Consider the following 24,459-nt stretch of genomic DNA (forward strand, 5'->3'; position numbering starts at 1 on the left):
ATGTTCCCCATAGTGATATTTTTATTATTAATGCATGTTACTATATCTATATAGCACTATAGAACCCAAAAACAAAATTGACATGAATGTGTTTTCAACTTAATAATAACCTGTCTGTAGTATCCAGATGGCTAAGCGTTCCATAAAATTTAAGGTATTGATCTTGAAAACAGGAAACTTACCCACAGATATGCTAGACTAAATATAAACAACTGGAGTTCCTAAAGATGAACCGAAACGATGTTACAATCCTTACTCAGCGTAGTGAGTCCGTGCTTGCAACGAATAAAGTATTGCGTAATACCTACCTTTTACTTAGCCTGACCTTTATATTCAGTGCCTTTACTGCATACATGTCTTTTGCAAGTGGTGCCGGCCCTATGAACCCACTTCTGATGATTGTTGGTGTTTACGGGTTGATGTTTTTAACCCAAGCTTTGCGAAATAGTGTCTGGGGTCTTGTCAGTGTCTTTGCCTTTACTGGCTTCTTGGGATATACCTTAGGCCCATTATTAAATTATTACATGACTGGATTCTCAAACGGTCCTCAACTAATAGCCACTGCGTTAGGTGGAACTGGAATGATATTTTTCGCCTTATCCGGATACGCTCTGACCACTAAAAAAGACTTCAGCTTTCTAGGTGGATTCCTTTTTGTAGGTGTCATGGTCGCTCTTTTAGCCATGATAGCAGGAATATTTATTCAAATTCCGGCATTACAGTTAGCGATTTCAGCTGCATTTATTTTGATTTCATCAGGATTGATTCTATTGCAAACCAGCGCAATTATCCACGGTGGTGAAACCAATTATATCTCTGCAACTGTAGGTCTGTTTGTATCAATATATAATCTGTTCGTTAGTCTGCTTAATATACTTAGTGCTTTTTCAGGCCGCGACTAAACGTCTCCTCTACCTGAGTCCCGGCTTTACGCCGGGATTTTTTTTACAATAAGATTATTCACTTGCAGGTTTGATCCTGACCTACAGCCCATCATGTATTAATGCGCGACATATTAAGTATTTCCGCCCCCCCTCTCCCTCACTGCCATTAAGTTTAGGATTTGGCCATCATCCTGAGGAGCTAGCGACGCTCCCTGGATTCAGGAGATCAATCCTTCGCCATGCTCAGGATGACGTACTGTTCTTAACTTAATGGCAGTGAAGAAGAGGGAAAGAATACTGGTGGCCGATGATAGGCCATTATTAAGACCAAAGACGCAGAAATATCTATTATATTCTTCTATGCCAAACTCGCTATTTTAGTATTCTCTTCTCCTAGGTTATCTGAAACATCAATATAATTTCTGATTCTCCTGGACAGGAAAAATAAAAGTATAGCTCCTATTAGCGCAGCAACACCTAGCTGCTTGAATACCTGTAAAAAATCTTCATTGGTTAACAAAGGATTAGAATGTTCCGATTTGACCATAGCATTAGAAAAATTCTGAGAAAAAAATGCGGCCAAGCCTGATACCAACATCCAGCTCCCCATTAAAATACCTTGTAAATGAGGTGGCGCTATTCGACCTATTAAAGCATATCCAACCGGGGCTAAAAGCAACTCTGCGATGCCTTGCATCATAATATAAACAATTACCCAATAAAGATGGGTATACCCCTGATGGTTAGAATAAAGAATCCCGGCTGCAAGAGAGAAAAACGAACAAGCCATTAATGCAAAGGACAGGACAAACTGTATGGATACAGTAACCTGATACCCTTGCTCTTTTAATTTGTTAATGATTGCCACCATAAGTGGTGCGCCAAAGATGATAACCAAAGGGTTTATATTTCTTATCCATTGTGTTGCCAACTCATAGCCCAGGCAATGCTTGTCTACATTATTTTTAATAAACAAGGTCACGCCCATAGGCCCGGTAAAATAAATCATCCAAAATAAAAATGTGCTTGCGGCCAAAAGTAAATAGGCGCTCATTTTCTGTTTATCTGCTTTGTTTTTTTGTCTTACCCGTAAAATGAGGATTAACCCACAAACCAATGAACTCAGCACTACCAATAATCCATTACTAAAACGTTCCGAATGAAAACATAAATACATCGTAGGGATGAGAATTAAGGTTAATATCACTCCGCCTAAATTATTATATATAAAATGACTTTTGTGTTTTATTTGAGTCAAAGGAGTATTTACATCGTCCAAATTCAGCCAATTCTTTAAAATAAGTCCTAACGTCATAGCATTCGTTACGATACAAATATAAAACAAGTATTGATATTGATTGGTGTAATCAAAAAATCCACTGGAGATATAACCAGCACAAAATCCTATGTTCATAGCAGCATAATTTAAAACGAAAGCACTTTCTCTCCGCTCATCACTCTGCTCAAATCGCTGAGTTAGCATGCTATTGTAACAAGTCGTATTTAATCCACAGCCCACCAAAAATAAACTCAAGCCAATATAAAGCAACGATGAATCAGCCAAAGCCAGAACAACCAGACCGATGCTTTGAATGATAATGGTCATAAAAAACAAACTACGGTTAGTGAGATAACGCCCACCTATTACGCCACCTAATAATTGAAAAATATAGTTAAACGCAATAAATAAACCGACAATACTATTGGATAACACGCTAGACAGCCCTAATTGTTTCGTAGTATATAAAGCTAGTGAACAATACAGCACCGCAAAAGAAAAAGTTGAAAATGCTTGTATAAAATAAAGTGGCGTTACACCATTAGGCATTTTTGGAAAGGCTTTCAATATTTGTAACCATTAATCAGCTCGATAACATCACTCTACCATTATAAAGGTCGAAAAATGAAATTTTTTAGCTTTTCTCCCCTCCCTGTAATAATGACCAAAATAAACGCCAATAGAACAAAAATAACAACCATGGTATAATTGCAAGTCTTTTAAGTGCTTATCACGTATTTGAATCAATAAGCATTTTCCCCTTATTTTTTTCATTATAGGAAACTTAATAACCATGCCTGGCTTTTATGAACAACTGGATGAAATAGAAAAACGATTAGAGCACTTGGTCATTGATGACTTAGACGGTGGCTTAATTACAGTAAATGGACATTTGATTGATAGCAACCAACAATTTGAAATGCTATCCCCAGATTTTTTTTCAGGTACGGCAGATCAAAATCCAGTAATTAAAGCTTATCAATTATTTTTCCAGCAAATGGGTATATTACCTACAAAAACCCCAGAAATACCTCTTATTCGTGATATACCTTTGCGGATGAAAACCCATAGCAATCAACTAGCACAACAACAAATTTGTGCTCGCTTTTTAGAAGAAAACATTTTAACGAATAATCTAAGCATGCTGTTTGCCGATGAATACCGGGATTTTCATCAAAAAATTTCTTTATGCCTTAAAAACCAACAGACAGCAATTGGAAAAAAACTTATAACAACAGATGAAGAAGGAGTGCCTCTCTGTTCTGGCGGCTACTATGTAGAATTACATCAAATAAATGGAATTAAATTATGGCTAAGAACTCCTGCCAGCACTGAAGATAATGACATTGCAACAGCAACAGATAACTCCCTGCAAGACTCGGCGAATGGAGAGTTAATTGTTGGTACTTTAAAATTCAAATTATTGGAAAAAAATAGAATAGCCTTTAACGTCCGTGGTGTGGCAAAAACTATCGGGGCTAAAAACGATTTACGCAATTTGGGCGGAGGGCATCAACACTTTTTACTGTTAGATAAAAATACTCAAACCATTTATGCTATTAATAATACTATTGGTGCAACAGATGAAGATCCGCGTTCGTTCAAAGTGCAAATCGAATTGTTCTTACAATCGTTAGGCGATCACCATCAATACCAATTTGAATTCATTCAAGGCAAATCAAGACAGCCAGATAATGCGTCGTATCTTCGTCAAGTATGTAATATCAGTCAATTTTGCCATTATGCAGCTCTTCTATCTGATGTACGAATTGACGCGCTGCACGATGTTATCCCACCTAAAATAACAACGCTTATGTATTTATTACAATATGCGGTTGTGAATCAGGATGAGGCTTTATCTGTTATTCTGAATGATGTTATAAGTACAATTAATCGCCTGATGGAACAAGAACCACAGCCACTCTCAGCGGTGGATCACAGAATGTTAGATTCTTCTGTAGCGACTCATCAAACTCAGCTATTAAATGATAAGGTATCGCAACACGCTTCAGCAACGGATGTCTCTGGAAAAGAAAAATTGATTAATATCATAGATATCTTAATCGATAATATAAAAAATCAACACAATGGACGAAGCACCAATCGCAACAGTAATTGGAAAACACAACAATTAACAGCTCTACAAAAGGGACTTCGTGATGAGCATCAGAGCACTCCCGAAGTAATACAGTTATATATTGATGAGATCCGAACTGTCTGCGCTGAAAAACGAAATGCCTTTCATTTCTGGGCAACACCACATAGTGTTGCAGAGTTTGAAAAGCTATTGACTGATAATAATATAGTTGAGGTGGCTAACGTGTCTAAAATATCTGCTTAAATGGCAAAACAGACACGTTATCGGTAGTGATCGCACAGCTCCAGCTGTTGGGTTATGGCACACCTACATTTGATTTAAAATGCGTCGCTGGTTGCCTTCAACCAAAAGAGCATAGGCGTCGTGCTATCCGCATCACCAGAGCCGCCAGTGATACGGATAGCAATCATCAGTCATTAACATAAAGTCTCGCTTCTTGCATTAATTGGCGCATGTGACGTACCGCCTCTTTTAAACCACAAAATAAAGCACGAGAAATAATCGCATGACCGATGTTAAGCTCTAATAGCTCTTTTATTGCAGCAATAGGTTTTACATTATGATAATGAAGCCCATGACCGGCATTTACAATTAGATTTAAACTTGCGGCATATTCTGCTGCATGTTTAATTCGCTCTAACTCTTTGCTTTGCTGTTCAACACTCGTCGCATCAGCATAACACCCAGTATGCAATTCAATAACCGGTGCTCCGATCTCCGCAGCCGCTTTTATTTGAGCCTTATCCGGATCAATAAACAACGAGACTTCACTACCCATCCGTTGTAAACGACGGACAGCCTGTTCCACAGTCTTTTGGTGGGTAAGAACATCCAAGCCCCCTTCTGTTGTTAATTCTTCGCGTTTTTCCGGTACCAGACAAGTATGCTCAGGAGAAATTTCTTCTGCAAATTCCAGCATCGCATCTGTAACCGCTAATTCAAGGTTCATACGTGTTTGTAATACTTGTTTTATTAACCGCACATCTCGTGCCTGAATGTGGCGTAAATCTTCGCGCATGTGTATGGTAATACCGTCTGCTCCGGCCTCTTCAGCATCAATAGCGGCCTGCACCGGATCTGGATAGCGAGTGCCTCGAGCCTGCCTTAACGTTGCGATATGATCAATATTAACACCTAACAACAACTCTTTGTTCATTTTTACACCACAGAAAAAATCAAATTGAAAGTATAATGGAGTTCGTTCCAAACTACCATTCATCCTCCACTTATAAGCTATTACTGGATATATAAGGCTCTTGCTTTAATTGTCCTTCCGCCCAAAAGATGATCTATGGCCTGACGCATGATAATTTTCGCCGATTTAAGATACGGGACTTCATTTAAATTATCCTCTGCCAAAGCAAGAATGTATTCACCGGGTATGCCCTTATTACTGGAAACAAATCCCTCTCCAGCAACAAATTGGTAATAAGTACCGGAAGAGACAATAAGTCCTGTTCGAGCATCCACTGTCCATGAAAACGAATGCCCGCAAGCCTTAAGCAAAGCCCACTCAAACCGGCGCAGAACCGACTCTATCTCTAATCGATTGCTAGTTGACGCCAAGCCATTTAAGGTAATTAGATAAGCATTAAATAATTCTATATCAGGATAAATTGGACGTAAGCTGTGGTACAGCAATTCATTAATGTATAACCCGGAGAACAAGGAGTTACCTTCAAGATGAAGCATTGGAGAAATACTTTCGATGCTTTTAGCATAATAACGATCATGGCGTTCATCGACACAAACCCATAAAGGAGTAAAGGCCTGTAGCAGAGATTGTTTTTTGGGGGTTCGCCCCCCTTTGCACAGACAGTGAACTAACCCTAGCTCACGTGAAAAAAAATCAACTCTGGCACTGGTATCTCCAGACCATTGTTTATGAATTACCCAGGCTTGCAGGGATTTAGTTGTCATAACCTAGTTGCTTTAGCATACGTTCATCATCAGCCCAATTGGATTTAACTTTACACCAGCATTGTAAAAATACTTTTTTACCTAACATTTGTTCCATATCCAGGCGAGCGCTGGTTGCCATTTCTTTTAATTTCTGGCCTTTATCCCCTATAACCATACGCTTGTGATTGTCTTTTTCCACTAAAATCAAGGCATGAATACGCACCAGATTTCCTTCATCCTTAAACGATTCAATCTCTACGGTAACGGAATAAGGCAGCTCCTGACCACAAAAACGAAATATTTTTTCACGCAATAACTCAGCGCATAAAAATTTTGTTGATCGGTCAGTAAACTGATCATCAGGGAATAAATGTGGTCCTTCAGGAAGATAAGGAATTAACATTTCCTGAAACTCATCAACCTGCACCCCAGTTTTTGCAGACAAGGGAATAATCGCTACAAACTCATGGCGCTGGCTCATGTGTTCTATCCAAGGCAAAAGCTGATCTTTTTCAGCAATTTTGTCTACTTTGTTGATGATAAGAAAACAAGGAACCTTTGACTGTTTTATTAAATCAAGAACATACTCATCTTCTTCACCCCAATGGGTACCATCCACTAAAAAAGCAATAACATCAACATCGCGCAAAACGCTTATGGCCGTTTTATTCATCATACGATTCATAGCTTTTTTATTGCCTTGGTGAATTCCTGGTGTATCAACATAAACATATTGATACTCATTCTCAGTACGAATGCCCAGAATACTGTGTCTGGTTGTCTGTGGTTTTTTTGAGGTAATACTTAATTTTTGCTGCAAAATACGATTAAGCAACGTTGATTTGCCTACATTAGGTCTACCGACCAAAGCGATATATCCGCAATAACTAGCCATTCAAATTGATTCCTGTTTATTTTTAAGCCATTTTAACAGTCGTATCATAAAACATCCAGCTTTTATCCCTGGAACAACGAGTTAAAAGTGCGTTGTAAAAATTATAACTAAGCCACTTGCATTTTTTCCTTAAAACCCATTACTCTGGAGCTGTGGACACTTTTATATAAGCACAAGATACGGATTTTATGCCAAAATTTTTGACAACGGATGGTCATACGCAAGTAATTATCCCATTACGTGTAACACCATATACCCATAAAGAAATGCCTACCTTAACCGGTAGTGCGTTCAGCTATGAAGCTGGCACCGTACTTTATGGGAATTATAACATGGAATATCTCCTCCCGGGTGGAGATAAACTACGTTTAATAGCAAACCATAATAAAAAAACAGTGCAGTTACTGTTGTTTACTCATAACCCGCAGATTTTAAAAGAGCTCCCTGGAGAGCGCCCCTCGTCATTAGTTGCAGATACAATAGCGACAATAAATCGTTATCGCATTCGTTCGAAAAGTTACACTCCCCCACTAACCCCTGAGCAACAAATCAAACGTCAATTAGCCAATGAGTGCATCAATGATCTCGACACATTGTTAAAAGAAGAACGACAGCTCAAACCCCAGGAATATAAAAAACAGGAACAATTAAGATGTAAAGTGCTGTCCATTATAGATGAGTGCAGAAATGGAAACCGTTTGGTTGCCAATAACCCGGTAATTTCTGAAGGCGCCTTAGGATCAGTGCTTTATGACGCTTACAAAAATGCGCAGAAGTTCCAATTTAATCGCTTTTATAGGGTATCGCGCCAGGATCAAATGGATTTTAGTAAACACAACACATTTCAGAAAAATAATTCAGAAAAACCATGTTTTGTTTGGGACAGCGAAATTCATATTAAGCATAATAACAATGAGCTTGATGATGCCTTAAGAGTAATCTGTACCCAGTATCAATTAACTCCGTCCCCAAAGCTTATTGAAATACCGGCAAACAGATTCGCCAAGCTGGAACATTTTCTTCGTTCATTATGGCATGATGGGCAAGACTGGATAAACTATCTATCTATCGATGCTAAACCCACACATAAATCCCATGTTGATACACATCCAGATGGTATATCGGTTACTCGAATCAAACCCTATTATAACCTGAAAGGCCTCCCTCAAAAGGGATACTCTGATTTACGAGAACTTGTCTTCTACCTAACTAATAGTTCAACTGAACCATCCATTGCAAAGTCCGTTAGGAAAGCACATAAAATACTGGCGCATCTTCCTGATGGTAATTGGGTGATAATCCCCAAAGCCAAGCAGATTATTCTCCGCCGAGACAATAAATTATGCCCACTGAACTACTTTGTCAGTGATAATCTATTTTATCCCTTACCTGATGGGGAAGATTTATATACATTAAGCCAGGTTAGTAAACGCCATCTTTATCTTCCTGAACGTCTGAGTTTAAGGCTTAGTGCTTTTGTTTCTCGCATCCCAGCATTTTTCCAAAATTTTTATAATCGTTTGAAATCATTCATTGTTCATGATCTGTATGAAGACTTTATGAATCATGTACATGCAACTCATGAAGATAAAAATAAGGACGCGACAGCTCATTTTAACGAGCCATATACCAAAATACGTGGTTCATTACATGCTGCACTAGAAAATAAAGGCTTATTAGCCAATGGCCAAACACTAGAGGAATTTATTAAAGAACACATTAATAACTCGCCTTATGTCATTGCCCGCGCCAACCATCCACCAAGTCCTCCACTTTATGACAATCCGCTGCATCGAATTTTAGGAGTATTGCGCCATGTAAGTAGCTTGTTCATAGATGCTAGCGAACGCAATCCTATGATAGGTTCTTTGGCAATGGCTGCTTATCTATATGGTGCAGGCGCTGTACTCAACCCCGAAGCTCTGACATCTCTTTTAACCAAATTACATTTAGGCGGGTTGATTTCTGGTATTGAACCCACTCAAAAACTGGCTCAATGGATTAGCCATGGTAAGATATCAGAAGCAATTTCTGCTTCGGCCACTTTATGGCAAGGTATAATAGCAGGTGGCAGCCTCGATAAATTCTTTGTTGATGCAGTAACCTTGTTCAAAGAAGATCCCGGTGAAATTGCAATTATCGCCGCATTAGCCCTTAGTCTGGGCTATGGTATAACCAAGGCAATTCCTGAATTACAAGATGAAATGGGCGAGTTTCCTGTTCCCACTTATGCTGGATTAGGAGGCAAAGGCGGTGGAGCATTATACGATATCATTATGCACCCAGGTGATGATTGGCTACTAGGTACTTGTAAATGGTTATGTAAAAACATCATCACTTCTGCAAAAATAAGCATAGCCCCATTTTTTGAATGGTATTTTTACGGTTATCAAAACGGGTTTATCAATGGATGGAAAAAAAGTTCTGAACAGATAAAAAAATCGGGCAAACAATTCCTGGCTGCCTCTGTAGATTTGGTATTAACACTTCTTACGATCCCTCTAATTGAAGGGAGTGCTTTATTAATTCATGTTCCATTTAGAGGTATCACCAATTTTATAAGTATGGTGCTGGCTATCGCAGGAAACATCAGCAGCATAGGCCGCATATTAATAGAAATCGCCCAAAGGCCTTCCTTTAATAATTTTATTGCTGAATACCAACTGTCGCCTTTGTATGGTTTTAGTTCCCCTTTAGGAACATTTTCTGATTCACTTTTAACTAATTTAGCCATTAACATTATTAGAATACTATTTTTACCTCCATTCCAACTGATAAAAAACGTACTCATTCTTCCCTTGCTTGATACAGCATTATTATCAGTACGTATCTTGCTGACGATTATAAATCCGGTCAGTAGAATCATTGCGTATGGCTCAGGAATTTTGCTAAGTAATTTTGGAGCATACTGGGATAGTTCAATAGGTCTGTTATTTTCATCCAGTGCGTCTGCCCTGACCTCATGGTGTAATTGGATTGATAATAAAGCAGGTGAGGCAAAGCAATATATTTTGTTACACATAGAAATAAACCGTAGTGAGTTATTCAATTGGGCTTTTCACCAAGAAGACCAGTTGTTGCATACCTTGTTAAGTGATCAGCAATACTACTCTAGCGATCCGAGACGCATGGAATTAATGCCTCATTCGAAAAGCCATTGTTTATTACATCAACTGTTAGAAGAAAAGGATGTTCCTCCAGCTCATTATCAAAAATTATTTTCGCAATCACAGCAAAGAGTTCATACAAGAGATGAAGAATTATTGATACCCAGTTTGCAGTCATGGTCCTGATTTTGTTCCCTGCTACATTCTAATTTGCAAAATTCATAAGTTATACCTAAGATAAACTAGCAAAATTAAATGAGGTATGAATAGCCTCTAAAAAAATAGTATCAACTGCATACAAAAATGTTTAAGAGAGCGACACGTGCACTGCACTGATCATTGCATAAAGCACTCCCCAAAAAAGCTGATGCTTATTTGATCATATTTGTGTATAATTAACTTAACTGGGTGTAAAAAGGATCCAATTTATGGCCGATGACAAAAATTTAAATCCATTAGAGAATGCTCAAAACTCTGTAGAATTAACTAATCTTGCCAAGATGAGCACAGAAAAACCAAATGAATCCAGTTCATTATCCGCCTCTCGAGAACAAACTGCTCTTGATGCTGAGAATCTAACTCTGGATGAATGGGTAGATTCAATTTTTGAAGCAGACAAAAATAATGACACAGGTTCTGATGCAAAAGCCAAAGAGGATTTTAGACCAACCCTTAATCTTGGTCGTTTTGGACTAAAAACTCCAGAAGACGTAAAGAAATTTTTACACTCACCAGCCGGTGAAGCAGTTATTGGAGAAATGGGAGCCAAGCTGTCACATGATAAAGCCATCCAGGAAGAGTTGCAATTTGAACAACGAGAACATCGATTATTAATAAATAAGATTCAGGCGACGCTTTTTATGTGGTATTTGGAATCAAAAGCTCATGCATCAGATAAAGTAAAAGAAGCAATAATGCAACAAAATGAGAAAGCGATTGAAAATGCAAAAACTCATACCCCAGAAGCACCAAGTACTGTAATTCCCAAGGCCATTCAAGGCGTTGATAATACCTTGGACAGTTATTTAGAAGTACTGCAAGCTCTTCAAGCCAAAAAAATCAAGCTTGATGGAAAAATGGCTAAATTAGAAAATGAAGCTGCTCATCTTGAAGCAAAGTATGATATTTACGATGCTAATTTAGCCCTTTTTGAACAAGAGCTGGATGCAAATCCAGAATTAAGTTTAGCTGACATCGAGCTGAAATTAAAAGCACTGACGGGTAAAATGAAAAAATATTCTAAAGAGATAGGCAGGTTGCTTAACGAAAATAAAGAGGATGAAGCCACAGCATTATTACACGCGTTAACTGGATTAAAACTGCAAGCAGCCTGTTGGCATGACATGATTGAAGTACATAACAATAATAAGTATTTTGCAGATATTGATGGCAATCCTTCCTCAATTAAAGACGCATACTTTACTCTGAATCGAGATCAAAAACTGGTTAAAGACGACCAAGGTGTAGTGCATTTAATAAAAGCAACAGATGATAGTGTTAATGAGGTTTGGGATGCCATCAAACGTGACCCTCAAGCCAAAGCAGCAGCACATTCCAACTTCCAGGCATTGAAACAAAACCCAGAAGCCATGGCAGTGAAAAAAGTAGTACAGCATAATAAAGTGATGGAAAATGCCATGCACAGCCAAGAAGTTGCTACTGTTTCAAAATTACAGGAAGACACTCAGGCACATAAACTATTAATAGGTAACCAGATATCACAACTGACTGCAGATAGAGGAAATCTCCTCCAGCAGGCAAATCAGGATATACCTGAAATGGAGCAAATGAGACCGGCCCTCACCCCGCGACCAACACCAACGAATAGTGCGCCTACGGCAGCAAAAGCTAGTCAGGCAACTCCGACGGATATCTTCAAAAGCCGATTACAGGAATTAAAACAAGCCACTCACGTATCGCGTGAAGACTTGATTAATCTGGCGAATCAAGCCCCAGGAAAAAATAGAATTGCAGCCAATGCCTATTTACAAATGGAGTTTGTAAACATGCCCAGAACTGGAAATATACCATTCCAGACCATGCAATCCATGCTAAAAAATCTTGAACGTTTTGGCATTGATTCCACGAAACCAGGTGTTACTAAAATTACGAATCCCGGTGATTTAAAACAATTAAATGAGGCAAAACAAGCGATGACTCCAGAGAAGGAAGATACTCCAGAAGAACGTCCTGTCTTTTCACCAAGCCCATTTAGCACGAACCCGTTTAAATAAACCTCATTCCAATTCCCCGCAAATGAGTGATTTGATGCGGGGAATAGAAAATACATTCTTAGTTAGTCCCACATCTGTCATGCTGCAAAATACCTATACCATATTTTTCGCCGCGTTCGAAGCAAGATACCAATATGCAGTGATGCACTCCTCCTTAGATCGATACGATATTAATTCATGTGATTTATAACAAATAACTCTTTTCAAAACATGCTGATTGTGTTTATTCAACCACTGTTCCGTTTGATAACCACACTCGCTATATGAATCTCCTTGCTCTTGAGAAAAAGAACAAAGCAGCACGCCATACTCTGTTTTCCATTTCAAATGAGGGTTTATTAACGCAGGCCTCCTATCAGGGAATCCTGGTAAAGCTCTAGGATGAGTTGGCAAATAAAAAGCTAAAGAAGCAGATTCTCCCCATAACCCAGCAACCCATTTAAATTGTTCACCGGGAATTTCCTTTCTCCATTCTTTCAGGATAGCTTGAGCCATTTCTTTTGAGCCCACATAAAACTCTGATTCTTGCTTATAAAGCACAACACAAAGGTAGATGCATGATAAAAAAGCAATCCCCCCCCCAAAAAAAGCAGCATTATTCGCCACAGTAAGTGGGTATTATTCTGATTGATGTATGGTTTTAATAACGCGGCCAGCAGTATTGGAAGTGCGAACCAAATAGGATAAGCAAAAGATGAGCCCACCTTAGCTGCATGAAATATAACGGCAAACACCAAAGCATTCGCAGCCGGAAGTATTACTAGTAATGCTAAGACATCCAGATTTTTTTTAGTAAATTTAGTTCCATTGCCAGAAACATCCTCTCTATCATTCCTGCAACGAAAATAAACGAACAAAGACCAAGGGAGGATAAAAAAATAGAAACCTGATAAAGCAAAACTGATTAATTGACTTGGGTTGATTTCTAACCACATTTTATCGTTCATGTATTCGATTGATGGAAATTGCATTTTGTATAACCACAACACATGTGGCATAAAGGTCACTACCATACAAAGCAATGATACATAAGGATATGGAGTACGATACCACCGTCGATAAGCGTTGCTAGAAAAAGAAATCATAAATAGACTGAGTAACAATACCCCTGAAAAATATTTACCTAACATGCACAAGGAAGCCATAAATCCAAGTCCCAGAGCTGTCAGATACTGATATCTACCTGAATAATTGATACTTGAAATAAAAAAATAAGCCGTCCACGGCCATAAAGGCAGTAATAACGTATTGGGATTAAATCTTGATGTTGATGCAGTAGCATAGGCAATTGTTAAAACACTTAAAGCTAAAACCCACCATATAAAATCTTCTTGTGTACCCTTTTCTATTTTTTGAAATAATTGTGCTAACCGAACTATCCCCCACAAAGCAATACCTACGTTAAAATAAGATAAGGCAAAATAGGTCATATTATGTTCAGGAAACACACTAAACCATAAGCCGGTTATCCATCCAATTAAAGGAGGATGTCTGAACGTACCCCATTCAAATACCTGTCCCCAAGCATAATTTTCAGCCATATCATGATGAATGCCTTTTCCGATATGAGTTATACAAGTAAAAGAAAACCAGAATATACTGTGAAAAATTAAAAGGTTAATTAAGTTGAGGCGAGGAAGCTCTTGTAGCATTGCAGCTAATCGTCGCTGAATCATCATAATCTATACCCCTTAATCAAATACGAGTCCATGGTCTAAAAATTAAGTATTCAATGTTGTATCTTGTCCCCCTTTGTACGGGACAAAAAAGAAACGTTATAGAAGAATAACTCGCGGATATTAAAAGAAATATATTAACGAGCGGAGAGATATTAGTCGAAGAATTAGATTGGTACAAGTCACACCAGGATTGTTTGACACAAATATCAATAGACTCTAGTTGCATGAAGAATGAGATACAACAAATTTACGGCCACATTTATAATACGTATTTTACGTGCTAATGTACTTGCCAACTTAATTCAAGTCTTCTAACATTGAAAAATCATGCGGTAGTAATGGAAATAAAACATGCTTATAGATAAATTCATGGTTACCCAATCTGTAATAGTGTCGTTGGATGTTGATAATTTATTAGCTGAACGCATAGAACAAACAAAGAATGCAGGTTTTACCGCAATAGAAATTAACTCGACAGATCCCGAAATGCTGTCTCGAGTAGTCAAACAAAACCCCGGCTTACACATTGGAGCCAGCGGCATTATTAACACCCAGCAATTAGAAAATTGTTACCATGCAGGAGTGCACTTTGCTTCAAGCCCAGGGTTTTTACCGGCGATTGCTCAAACAGCAAACGTCTATTCGATGAATTACTTGCCTGGCATAGCAACCCTTTCAGAGGCGATGGCAGCATTAAGCTTGGGTATTCATCAGATTCGCCCCCTACCAGCCTCCTTAGCCTTTTGTACACTGCTTAACAAATATTTACCGAGCCTGAATTTATTCCCTATTGAGGTAGAATGGGAAGAGGCGGAACATTTTCTTAATTTACCAGCTGTTGTAGCGGTCAGCATCCATAACCCAGATAAAAAACAACTGATGGCACTATCAACTACTGTATTCGCTTAGTTATCCACTTCACTTATTACGTGTTTAACCCATGGGCAATTTTTTACCTGATGCCAGCTCATGGGTAAGTATCCTCGAATATCCAATACGGTACAGAAATATATCAAAATGATCATCAAAGGTATTTTTTTGCTATAATGGACCTTTTGAAGTCATTTTGATTTGCTTCTATATGAATATAGAAGCATATAATAAGTACTAATGGTTATTTTAATAGCTAAGTGCACTCATTAAGGATACCTATGTGTAGAAGTAATAAAACTGCATCATGTTTATGTCATTTGATACAACCTCTGCTTATTGCTGATAAAGAGCAAAATGTTAGAACAACGTATTTTGTACCTTATGCCATAGAAGAATGTTATGACTTTTTAAAAGAAGCTTATGCTCTGATTACATTAAAGGTAAAAATTAATGAAGTAAGCAGTAAACTACAAAAACTTGTAGATGATTATTTAACAAATGAAAGCCCAAAATCAATTAATGTGAATAATGAACAATATAAAAAAGAGTTTCTTACCGCTTATGAACAATTTTGCAGCCAGAAAATCAAAAAAATGGAACTGTATGTAAAACTGGAAACTCTGATCAACGACATTCAGAAGCTGGTTTATAACAATACATCAGATAATACAGGGTTTACGGCATTACTCGTTTCATTGAACGCCAAGAGTGAACGGAGACATTCCTTAACGTTAATGGCCCCACCCAAAGATGATGTGCCATCACGAGAGTCTAAAAAGACTGACACGCCCCGATCAAAAGAAGAAAGTAATAAAGACAGTATAAATTGCAGTATCATGTAATGTTAAAGCATAGAGAGTAAGGATTACTCTCTATGAATCAATAAGTCTAAAATCAGGATTCCAGCTCCAATGCATATAGCGCTATCAGCTATATTAAAAGTAGCGAAATGATGATATTTATAATATACATCAATAAAATCGATGACGTAACCATGTAATCCACGGTCAATCAGGTTGCCTAAAGCGCCCCCGAGTATAAGGCTGATACCAGCAGATTGCATACGAGCCTGAGCAGGAGTACGCCATAGCCAGATCACCAAAATGATACTGACAAGCAGGCTGAATCCAGCGAAAAACCAGCGATGCCAATCACCAGCACCACTCAAAAAACTAAAAGCAGCCCCAGTATTATAAGCCAATGTAATATTTAACATAGGCATGACTGGCATTGGTTTATATGGCGTTAATAGAAGACCAACCCAGTATTTACTTGTTTGGTCAGCAATAATTATTAAAATACTGAGTATAAACCAATGCCATTTTTTCATATGAAATGTCTCACCTCATCGTGACCGCTGATATTGCCAACACACCGCAAACACAGCTCTGGATGTTCATTGTTTTGACCTATATCAGGCCTTCTATGCCAGCATCGTGCGCACTTCTCATGAGCACTGGCGATTACTTCAATAGATACACCATATTCAGTTACAGCCAGGCCAACTGGAGCATTACTGGAAGGTATTACTTTAGCACCAGAAGTAATTAATAAAAAGCGCAATTCTTCACCCAGACGCGTCAGCTTAGGCATAACATCAGGATTAGCATATAAATTGACTTCAGCGGCCAAAGCAGAGCCAATTTCACCTTTCTGTCGTGTCTCTTCTAAAGCTTTATTTACTTCATCTCGTATTTGATGTAGTTGTTCCCAATCATCCATATTTACGGCCTCACATTCAGGCCAGGCATTGTACCATTGTTCCAGGAAAATAGACTCGTCAGTATGCCCCGGAATAACGCGCCATATTTCTTCCGCTGTGAAGGATAATATAGGTGCCAGCCATATAGTAAAAGCGTTTACTATATGATACATAGCTGTTTGGCAAGAGCGTCGCGATACGCTGTCTTTTGCAGTAGTGTATTGCCTGTCTTTAATCAGATCCAGATAAAAACTTCCCATATCAACAGCACAGAAATTATGGATTTTCTGATAAATAACATGGAATTGATACGCTTCGTAAGCAGCTACAATTTCTTCTTGTAACAATTGGCAACGTTTGATTGCCCATTTGTCCAGCTCTAATAAGTCATTTGATGCAACGCTGTCGTTGGTCGGATCAAAATCAAAAAGATTAGCTAACAAGAAACGGGCTGTATTCCTGATTCGTCTATAAGCATCGGCATTACGCTTAATGATTTCATCAGAAATGCTCACTTCATTGCGATAATCAGTTGAGGCAACCCATAAACGTAATATATCAGCGCCATTCTGGTTCACCAATTTATCCAAAGCGACATAGTTCCCTTTGGATTTCGATAATTTTTTGCCTTCGGCATCGACAGTAAAACCATGCGTCAACACCGTTTTATATGGTGCAACACCATTCATTGCAACTGATGTGGTTAACGAAGAGTTAAACCAGCCTCGATGCTGATCAGAACCTTCAAAATATACATCTGCAGGAAATTCCAAATCTTTGTTTTGTTTTAATACGCTAAAATGAGAAACACCCGAATCCAGCCAAACGTCCATGGTGTCATTAATTTTATCGTAATTTTGCGCATCATCACCAAGTAACTCAGCTGCATCTAATTCAAACCAGACATCAATTCCTGATTGCTCAATCATCAGAGCTACTTTTTCAATAAGCTCCAAAGTATTAGGATGTAGTTCTCTTGTCGTATTATGTACAAACAAAGGCATAGGTGTTCCCCAAGCTCTTTGTCTTGAGATACACCAGTCAGGTCTGTTCTCAACCATGTTGCTGATTCGGGCCTTACCCCAATCTGGCACCCAGTTCACTTCGCCAATTGACCGGATGATCTCTTGTCGTAAATTGGATTTATCCATAGAAATGAACCATTGAGGTGTCGCCAGAAAAATCACTGGGGACTTATGGCGCCAGCAATGCGGGTAACTGTGTCGGATGTTTTCTCTTGCTAAAAGGACACCTTGTTCCGCTAATTTATCCAAAATCATGTCATTGGCTTTTAATACTGAAATTCCAGCAAAAAACGCAACATCCTCAGCAAAGCAACCGTTAGCTTTAACCGGGTTAATCAAAGGCAGGTTGTAAGATTTACCTACCAAATAATCGTCGGGGCCATGTGCTGGAGCCGTATGAACACAACCAGTACCAGAATCAGTAGTGACATGGCTTCCCAATATCACAGGAACTTGACGTTCATTGAAAGGATGATTCAATTGTAACAGTTCAAATGTCTGTCCTTTAACAGAACCACAAATTGTGTATTCGCTGATACCATAGCGTGTCATTGCTGACTCAACCAGTTCAGAGGCAATGAGCAAATATTTGTCTCCTGCATCGAGCAGCGAATACTCTATGTCTGGATGTAAACAGACTGCTTCGTTAGCAGGTAAAGTCCACGGTGTGGTTGTCCAGATAGGGAGAATTACCGGCTTAAGTTCTACCGTAGATTCAAAACGGTTAATAAATTTATCAGGAGCCACAGCACTAAAGGCCACATCTATTGATGGTGATGTTTTTTCTTCATAATCAACTTCTGCCTCAGCCAAGGCAGAGCCACAATCAATACACCAATGCACTGGCTTAAAACCCTGCTGTAAATGGCCGTTCTTAATCATTAATCCCAACGCTCGGACTATATTAGCTTCATAACGAAAATCCATAGTCACATAAGGATTATACCAATCACCAAAAACACCCAGACGTTGAAACTCATCTCGCTGAATATCAATTTGGCTGCTGGCGTATTCGCGGCATTTAACACGAAACTCTCTGGCAGTAATTTTTGAGCCTGCTTTTCCTACTTTCTTTTCGACATTAAGCTCGATGGGTAGCCCGTGGCAATCCCAGCCCGGAACAAAAGGAGCATCAAATCCACTAAAGGATTTGGATTTAATGATGATGTCTTTAAGAATTTTATTCAGTGCGTGACCACAATGAAGATGCCCATTAGCATAAGGAGGGCCGTCATGTAAGATAAATTTTTTGCTTCCACTACGAGCCTTACGAATTTGCTCATACAAGCCTTTGGCTTTCCAATCAGCTAGCATTTCTGGCTCTCGGTTTGCCAGACTTGCCTTCATGGGAAATGAAGTATTAGGAAGGTTTAATGTATCTTTATATTCTGCCATTGATGCCTACTCTGCGAATTTGTTAAATTTCTGACGGTTCTTCTGCAGTTAAAATTACTGCACATTTAAAAATGTTTTTGCCGCCGCAATGTCAAGTTGTATCTGCGTAATTAAAGCATCCACTGAGGTGAATTTAACCTCATCACGCAATTTGTGCAAGAAAAACACTTGCAAGAGCGTTCCATATATTGATTCATCAAAATCAAATAAATGTATCTCCAATATATTTTTAGTTCCATCTACCGTTGGTCGTTTTCCAATATTAGCAACACCGTAAACCAGTTTGCTATCCACCGTTACCTGTACTACGAACACTCCTGTTAAGGGTAATGATAAGCGATGCAAACTTAAATTAGCGGTAGGGATACCCCACTGGCGCCCTCGCCCGTCACCTCGAATCACTCTGCCGCACAAGCTGTAAGTCCTGCCTAGATACGTTGCAGCCAAACGCAAATTACCTTTTTGCAATGCCTCTCTGATTTTAGTAGAACTGACTTTTTCATGTTCAATAAGAAAATCAGCACAGGTTGTAACCTGACAGGAGTATTGTGCCCCCAGCGTTTGCAACAGCTGAAGATCGCCTGACCTGTTCATGCCAAATCTGAAATCTTCTCCTACAAGAAGAAAACGCACATTTAAAGCGTTAAATAAATATTTAACGGCAAAATCACTGGCTGTCGTTTTAGCAAGTGCGTCATCGAATTTGATACAGTAGACGTAATCGACTCGACACAACCTTAACATATCCAGTTTTTCTCTTAGGCTGGAGAGTCGAGCAGGAGAACTGTCTTGTTGAAAATACTCTCTGGGCTGTGGTTCAAATAAAATCAGAACCAGAGGTAACTTCATCTCATCAGCTTTATCTCTTAGGGATTTAATCAGATTTTGATGACCCAAATGGATGCCATCAAAATTACCGATAGTAGCTACTACGCCCTTATCAAATTCAGCTGGATGTTGAACACCACGCAACAATTTCATTAATCGATTAAATCATTCGAATTAAAGAGATATAGTATACTGGTTTTCTTGCTTATTGAGAAATATAGCGGAAATTAATTTTTGTCTGATGCGGATTGAAATCATCATTCCTTGAGGTTGTCTTATTAATGTACGCGATGATTATTTTGAGACAACGCCAAGGAATAAAAAAGTTATTTGTGAGTTACTTTTGGTCTTACAATTAAGACATCACATTCAGCACCATGTAAAATTGCATTTGCAGTAGAACCCAATAATAAAGACAAACCGTGTTTGCCATGACTTCCAGTTACAATTAAATCAATCTTATGTTCCGTTGCAACTCTTAATATTTCATTTTTCGTTGAGCCAAACTCAATGAAGCGGTGTTTTTCATCAACGCCTAATTGATCAGCCAATTCACCGAGCTCTTTTTCTGCTTGTTCTCGAATAGATAATTCAACCTCAGCAAATCCAGCAAATCCAGGGTATGCATAGGCAGGTATAGGTTCAACAACATGGACAAGAATTAAATCAGCGCCATTTTCGTCTGCAATTTTTTTTGCTTTTGCGGCAGCTTTAACCCCAACTTCATCAAAGTCAGTAGCAAATAGTACCCTCTTATACATCATTTTCTCCTTAAAAATCCGTTGCCTTAATAAAGAGTAGCAGATCCTCACCTAATTTCCCATTTTTGAGATGAAACTATCGTAGCCGAATAGGAGCTATGACAATCTGTAATGTGCTTATCCAATCAAGTTCAAAAAACCACCTAATCAGCAGCAGGAGATTCCTTGCAGCGGTCGGAAAGACGTCTTTTTTAATAGGGCAACCGTGCTCGTTGCTGTTTTCTCAGTTGTCACATTTAATTAAAATATGATATAGATCATTTTTTAATGAACAAAACATAGTCAAGAATTGAGCTTGTTGCGTCATTACCAAGGTATTTACCATGCTGTTAGATTTAACAGGCTCCTTAGCATCCTTATTATCAACCTATTATTTTATTCGATTAAATAACAAAGCCTGGCCTATAGGGATGATAGCTACAGTTCTTAATGGTTGGCTGTATTGGCAGAAAGGTATTTACGCGGATACAGCGTTGGAATTCATTTATTTCCTGAGTATGTGCTATGGATGGTTCAGATGGTATAGACAAGACACTGTGCATAATAGCTCAATACCCCCCCCCATTGGGCAGCTCAACAAACAGCAATGGATTGTTCTTGGTTTCTCCCTGATTACGATGTTTCTTTTTATTGCCTATTTGCTACGCACATTCACTCACTCTACGGTTCCTTTTCTCGATGCGGCCACTACTTCTATGAGTCTGGTAGCACAATGGTTAATGTGCCACAAAATTATAGCCACCTGGTTTTTATGGTTTATCACCGATGCACTCTACGCCATACTGTACTTCAGTAAAACCCTTCCCTTTCATAGCATTTTAATGCTGATTTATACAGGTTTGGCTATAACGGGTTATATGGTTTGGGCAAAAAAATCAAAGCCTGCGTCTCTCGGCTTGCTTGCATCATCACAGGCCTTGTAATAGGTCATCAGGCTAACGGATACATGATAAATGTACCATGTTGTGCATGGGCTTCCCGTCTTTCGCAGGGCTCTGACGAATCCGGACATATTTGTGCGCAATCAACAGAGATGTATGGTATTGAACAAACTGATCTCAATTGTGTCGTTTTCCGCGAGTGAGGAATCCCATTCTTGAGACAAAGTTAGGAAGTAACTGAAAAAATGGTTTCCTGCCTGCGCGGGACGACACAATAGAGATCCAAATGACGAATAAAGAACAGGCGTAATGTATAAAAAGCGCCAGAACCACTCAACACAGAGCAGCATCCGGGCTATTTTTGATGTTCTCCATAACGGTCTGCCCAAGAGAAACAGCACGGCATGCAAGCGCCTTTCTCCAAAAGAACAACACAACCTAAAAGGCGGTCAGATTTGAGTGCAGGTTAAACAAAAAGGCCCGCAGAAAAAGCGCAACATACATCAGTATGTGAGCATTTTTCTGCGGGCCTTTCGTTTAAGATGCGCCAAATATGGCCGTCTTTATCCGATGTCTGTGAGACCAGATGTACCTCTGATCCACGGTTTCAGTTTTGCAATTTCGGCAGGAAGCTTATTGCTACTCGATTGAGCCAAGGCTCTGCTGTCGTATTCACCTAAAGTTAAAATATACCAATTGCCTTTAGCATTCTTAAAATGTCTTATTTTTGCATTGGCAAATAATTTATTTCCGGCTTTAAATCGATGAATATCACTGACTTTATGACTGGCTACCAATTGAATGGTATACAGACCTGCTCCAGATACTTTAGTTTTCGTATTTTGAGCTAACTGAGGTGGTGTAAACCCACTTATTTTAAGCAGCTTAGACTCTTGAACCGCGGCAGTTTGCGCTACAGTCAATTGAGTATCGATTAATTCCTTTCTTGCTTTCACAGTAGGTATTACTACTACTTTATCAACAAGAGCTACTGTATTTAAATTCTCTTCATCATCCATATCATCTAAAAATTGTTTTTTTGGCAAAGCATAATGCACTAACTGGCGTGTTGATGAATCTTGCCATGAAGCAATGAAGCTCTCTAATTGTACCGGTTTCTCAGCAATTGCTGGCGGCACAGCACCAATAACATGTTGTACTGGCAAAGGAGTAGTCAGTCTGGCTATTTCCGGGAATCGGTATTGATCATAAATACCGCTAAAATATAAATACGAAACACCTGCCGCAACAGCAAGACTTGCAGCCAGACTGGTTCGTTTTAAAACGGACAGTGTACCGCCTTGTTTTTGAGTAGCACATTTATTAATAAATGATTCCAGACTGGAATTAATCTTGGCTAAACTTCCCTGAGTCAATTGATAAAATTGCTTAAATTGTGCATCAGTAAGTGGCTTGTTAATTAAACTAGAAGTCATCGCACGCTGTAATACATACGTTCTTGTTTCGCTTTCATTTAAAGAACCAAGCTCTATAGTATGAATCATGTTATTAAACTGCTCAGCAGTTAATTTATTCAGGGTTGCGACCACGGAATAATCGGATACCAGACAGACATGAAAGAAGCCAAAATCTTCTTGATTCTTAATCGCCAGCATTACATCTTTAACCATAGACTCAGGTAAATGCTGGGCATCATCTATGACGAGTAATACATGAGCCTTTCGTTCATTAATCTGGGCAGCTATAGAGGCAAAATTGCTTTCAGAATTGAAATTTAAATGCAACTGCGCTGCTATATCACTGATGATGCTTTTTTCATCGCAAGGGGCTTTTGCAGTCATGAAAACAGGTTTTATTTGTTGATCCAGACTACTTTGTACTAAAGAACTAAATGATGTTTTACCACCTTCTTTTTCAGAAAGAACAGTGATTAGAACATTATTAAAAAGAACCAAATGATTAATGAAATCGATTTTAGCAAGCCATGATCCTGGCTTAAAAAGTATTCTGGGTGGATTTGCAGCAGCACCAACATCAGGCAGAATCTTTCCATCTATCATTTTTACTCTCCTTCAACAGCAGTAATAAGTGTTTTATGCAAACAATGTTCAGTGACTTTATCATCAAGATAACATTCACCCGGCTTTTTAATCACAACAAAACGTAAACTATTATTTTTAATTTTTTTATCCAAACTCATTAAATCCCTCAATTGTTTTAAATCAATTGATTTTGGAATTTTATGAGGTAAATGGGCGTCTTTCAGCATTCGCTCAACTAATGCAACGTAGTTACTCTCGAGCAATCCCATGTTGAAGGACAAAACAGCAGCGCAGTATAAACCAATGGCCACAGCTTCTCCATGCAACCATTGCTGGTAGTTAGTATAAGTCTCTAATGCATGAGCGAAGGTATGTCCAAGGTTAAGTAAAGCGCGCTGGCCAGCTTCTTTTTCGTCGTTTTCAACAAACATCGCTTTAATTTTGCAACAAGAGGCAATTAAATCAGGTAACTCAGGGCTTGTTGCGGTAAGTCCTTGTTTTAGTGCAAACAAGAGATTATCTAAAAAATCACCACCAGATAATAAAGCATATTTGATCATTTCTGCCAAACCAGAGCGAAACTCTCGCTCTGATAAAGTCTGTAAAGTATCCAGATCAATTAATACCGACTGCGGTTGATAAAAACTACCAATCAAGTTCTTACCTAATACATGATTAATTGCTGTTTTTCCACCAACAGACGCATCAATCTGAGCAAGCAATGTAGTCGGTATCTGAATAAAAGGCACGCCTCGTTGATAAGTTGATGCGGCAAAACCTGCTATATCGCCAATGACACCACCACCTAAAGCAATTATAGTGGTATCTCTATGATGCCTGTTTCGAATTAGAGAATTATAGATAACAGACAAACTCTGCTCATTTTTAAACTCTTCACCATCGTCTAAAATGA

Annotated in this window: 19 protein-coding genes; 7 read left to right on the top strand and 12 right to left on the bottom strand. The window is 38.7% G+C overall.

The annotated features are described in order from the left end of the window. Nucleotides 1–227 precede the first annotated feature (227 nt). Nucleotides 228–902, top strand: a complete 675-nt coding sequence (locus Q0495_RS10370; protein WP_298625798.1) for a Bax inhibitor-1/YccA family protein — start codon at nucleotides 228–230, stop codon at nucleotides 900–902. A gap of 340 nt (nucleotides 903–1,242) precedes the next feature. Here Q0495_RS10370 and Q0495_RS10375 read toward each other — a convergent pair whose 3' ends face one another. Then, nucleotides 1,243–2,730 (bottom strand): peptide MFS transporter, encoded by a 1,488-nt coding sequence (locus Q0495_RS10375; RefSeq protein WP_298625801.1) that lies wholly within the window; start codon nucleotides 2,728–2,730, stop codon nucleotides 1,243–1,245. Nucleotides 2,731–2,956: 226 nt separating this feature from the next. On the opposite strand from Q0495_RS10375, the gene Q0495_RS10380 reads away from it, so the two are divergent. Beyond that, a complete protein-coding gene (locus tag Q0495_RS10380) occupies nucleotides 2,957–4,504 on the top strand; it encodes a hypothetical protein (protein WP_298625804.1) in 1,548 nt (515 codons plus the stop codon). 166 nt (nucleotides 4,505–4,670) lie between these two features. Here Q0495_RS10380 and pdxJ read toward each other — a convergent pair whose 3' ends face one another. The 3 genes from pdxJ to era all read right to left on the bottom strand — a co-directional run bounded on the left by pdxJ (nucleotide 4,671) and on the right by era (nucleotide 7,058). Beyond that, entirely contained in the window at nucleotides 4,671–5,417 is a 747-nt protein-coding gene (pdxJ, locus tag Q0495_RS10385) for a pyridoxine 5'-phosphate synthase (RefSeq protein WP_298625807.1), read from the bottom strand. Between the two features lie 80 nt (nucleotides 5,418–5,497). Continuing rightward, nucleotides 5,498–6,181 (bottom strand): DNA repair protein RecO, encoded by a 684-nt coding sequence (locus Q0495_RS10390; protein ID WP_298625810.1) that lies wholly within the window; start codon nucleotides 6,179–6,181, stop codon nucleotides 5,498–5,500. Beyond that, nucleotides 6,171–7,058: a GTPase Era gene (era, locus tag Q0495_RS10395; RefSeq protein WP_298625813.1), complete on the bottom strand. Its 888-nt coding sequence runs from the start codon at nucleotides 7,056–7,058 to the stop codon at nucleotides 6,171–6,173. The genes Q0495_RS10390 and era overlap by 11 nt, the downstream gene beginning before the upstream one ends. A gap of 188 nt (nucleotides 7,059–7,246) precedes the next feature. On the opposite strand from era, the gene Q0495_RS10400 reads away from it, so the two are divergent. Further along, nucleotides 7,247–10,351: a hypothetical protein gene (locus tag Q0495_RS10400; RefSeq protein WP_298625816.1), complete on the top strand. Its 3,105-nt coding sequence runs from the start codon at nucleotides 7,247–7,249 to the stop codon at nucleotides 10,349–10,351. A 242-nt stretch (nucleotides 10,352–10,593) separates the two neighbouring features. Beyond that, nucleotides 10,594–12,399, top strand: a complete 1,806-nt coding sequence (locus tag Q0495_RS10405; protein ID WP_298625819.1) for a hypothetical protein — start codon at nucleotides 10,594–10,596, stop codon at nucleotides 12,397–12,399. A gap of 93 nt (nucleotides 12,400–12,492) precedes the next feature. On the opposite strand, the gene Q0495_RS10410 is transcribed toward Q0495_RS10405, so the two are convergent. Continuing rightward, nucleotides 12,493–12,894 (bottom strand): hypothetical protein, encoded by a 402-nt coding sequence (locus Q0495_RS10410; RefSeq protein ID WP_298625821.1) that lies wholly within the window; start codon nucleotides 12,892–12,894, stop codon nucleotides 12,493–12,495. Next, nucleotides 12,876–14,078, bottom strand: coding sequence for a glycosyltransferase family 39 protein (locus Q0495_RS10415; RefSeq protein ID WP_298625824.1), 1,203 nt, complete (start codon nucleotides 14,076–14,078; stop codon nucleotides 12,876–12,878). The genes Q0495_RS10410 and Q0495_RS10415 overlap by 19 nt, the downstream gene beginning before the upstream one ends. Nucleotides 14,079–14,429: 351 nt before the next feature. On the opposite strand from Q0495_RS10415, the gene Q0495_RS10420 reads away from it, so the two are divergent. After that, nucleotides 14,430–14,987 carry a multidrug DMT transporter permease gene (locus tag Q0495_RS10420; protein ID WP_298625826.1) on the top strand — a complete coding sequence of 186 codons (558 nt, stop codon included), beginning with the start codon at nucleotides 14,430–14,432 and terminating at the stop codon, nucleotides 14,985–14,987. Between the two features lie 242 nt (nucleotides 14,988–15,229). Beyond that, a complete protein-coding gene (locus Q0495_RS10425) occupies nucleotides 15,230–15,793 on the top strand; it encodes a hypothetical protein (RefSeq protein WP_298625829.1) in 564 nt (187 codons plus the stop codon). Between the two features lie 23 nt (nucleotides 15,794–15,816). Here the strand turns inward: Q0495_RS10425 and lspA are convergent, their stop codons facing one another. From lspA to Q0495_RS10445, 4 genes are all read right to left on the bottom strand, one after another. Then, nucleotides 15,817–16,281: a signal peptidase II gene (gene lspA / locus Q0495_RS10430; RefSeq protein ID WP_298625831.1), complete on the bottom strand. Its 465-nt coding sequence runs from the start codon at nucleotides 16,279–16,281 to the stop codon at nucleotides 15,817–15,819. After that, the gene (ileS, locus tag Q0495_RS10435) at nucleotides 16,278–19,073 is read right to left on the bottom strand and encodes an isoleucine--tRNA ligase (protein ID WP_298625835.1); all 2,796 of its coding nucleotides are present in this window, start codon (nucleotides 19,071–19,073) and stop codon (nucleotides 16,278–16,280) included. Before ileS ends, lspA begins: the two co-directional genes overlap by 4 nt. Before the next feature lie 54 nt (nucleotides 19,074–19,127). After that, nucleotides 19,128–20,054, bottom strand: coding sequence for a bifunctional riboflavin kinase/FAD synthetase (gene ribF / locus Q0495_RS10440; RefSeq protein ID WP_298625836.1), 927 nt, complete (start codon nucleotides 20,052–20,054; stop codon nucleotides 19,128–19,130). A gap of 173 nt (nucleotides 20,055–20,227) precedes the next feature. Next, on the bottom strand, nucleotides 20,228–20,662 hold the full coding sequence (locus tag Q0495_RS10445) for a universal stress protein (protein WP_298625849.1): 435 nt from the start codon (nucleotides 20,660–20,662) through the stop codon (nucleotides 20,228–20,230). A 323-nt stretch (nucleotides 20,663–20,985) separates the two neighbouring features. Here Q0495_RS10445 and pnuC point away from each other — a divergent pair, with 323 nt between their 5' ends. Continuing rightward, nucleotides 20,986–21,585: a nicotinamide riboside transporter PnuC gene (gene pnuC, locus Q0495_RS10450; protein WP_298625839.1), complete on the top strand. Its 600-nt coding sequence runs from the start codon at nucleotides 20,986–20,988 to the stop codon at nucleotides 21,583–21,585. Nucleotides 21,586–22,106: 521 nt separating this feature from the next. Here the strand turns inward: pnuC and Q0495_RS10455 are convergent. Further along, the gene (locus Q0495_RS10455; RefSeq protein WP_298625842.1) at nucleotides 22,107–23,564 is read right to left on the bottom strand and encodes an AAA family ATPase; all 1,458 of its coding nucleotides are present in this window, start codon (nucleotides 23,562–23,564) and stop codon (nucleotides 22,107–22,109) included. 2 nt (nucleotides 23,565–23,566) lie between these two features. Further along, nucleotides 23,567–24,459, bottom strand: an 893-nt coding sequence (gene aroB / locus Q0495_RS10460; RefSeq protein ID WP_298625844.1) for a 3-dehydroquinate synthase, incomplete at its 5' end; no start/stop codon positions are given.

The organism is uncultured Legionella sp. (assembly GCF_937871865.1).
Lineage (GTDB): Bacteria > Pseudomonadota > Gammaproteobacteria > Legionellales > Legionellaceae > Legionella.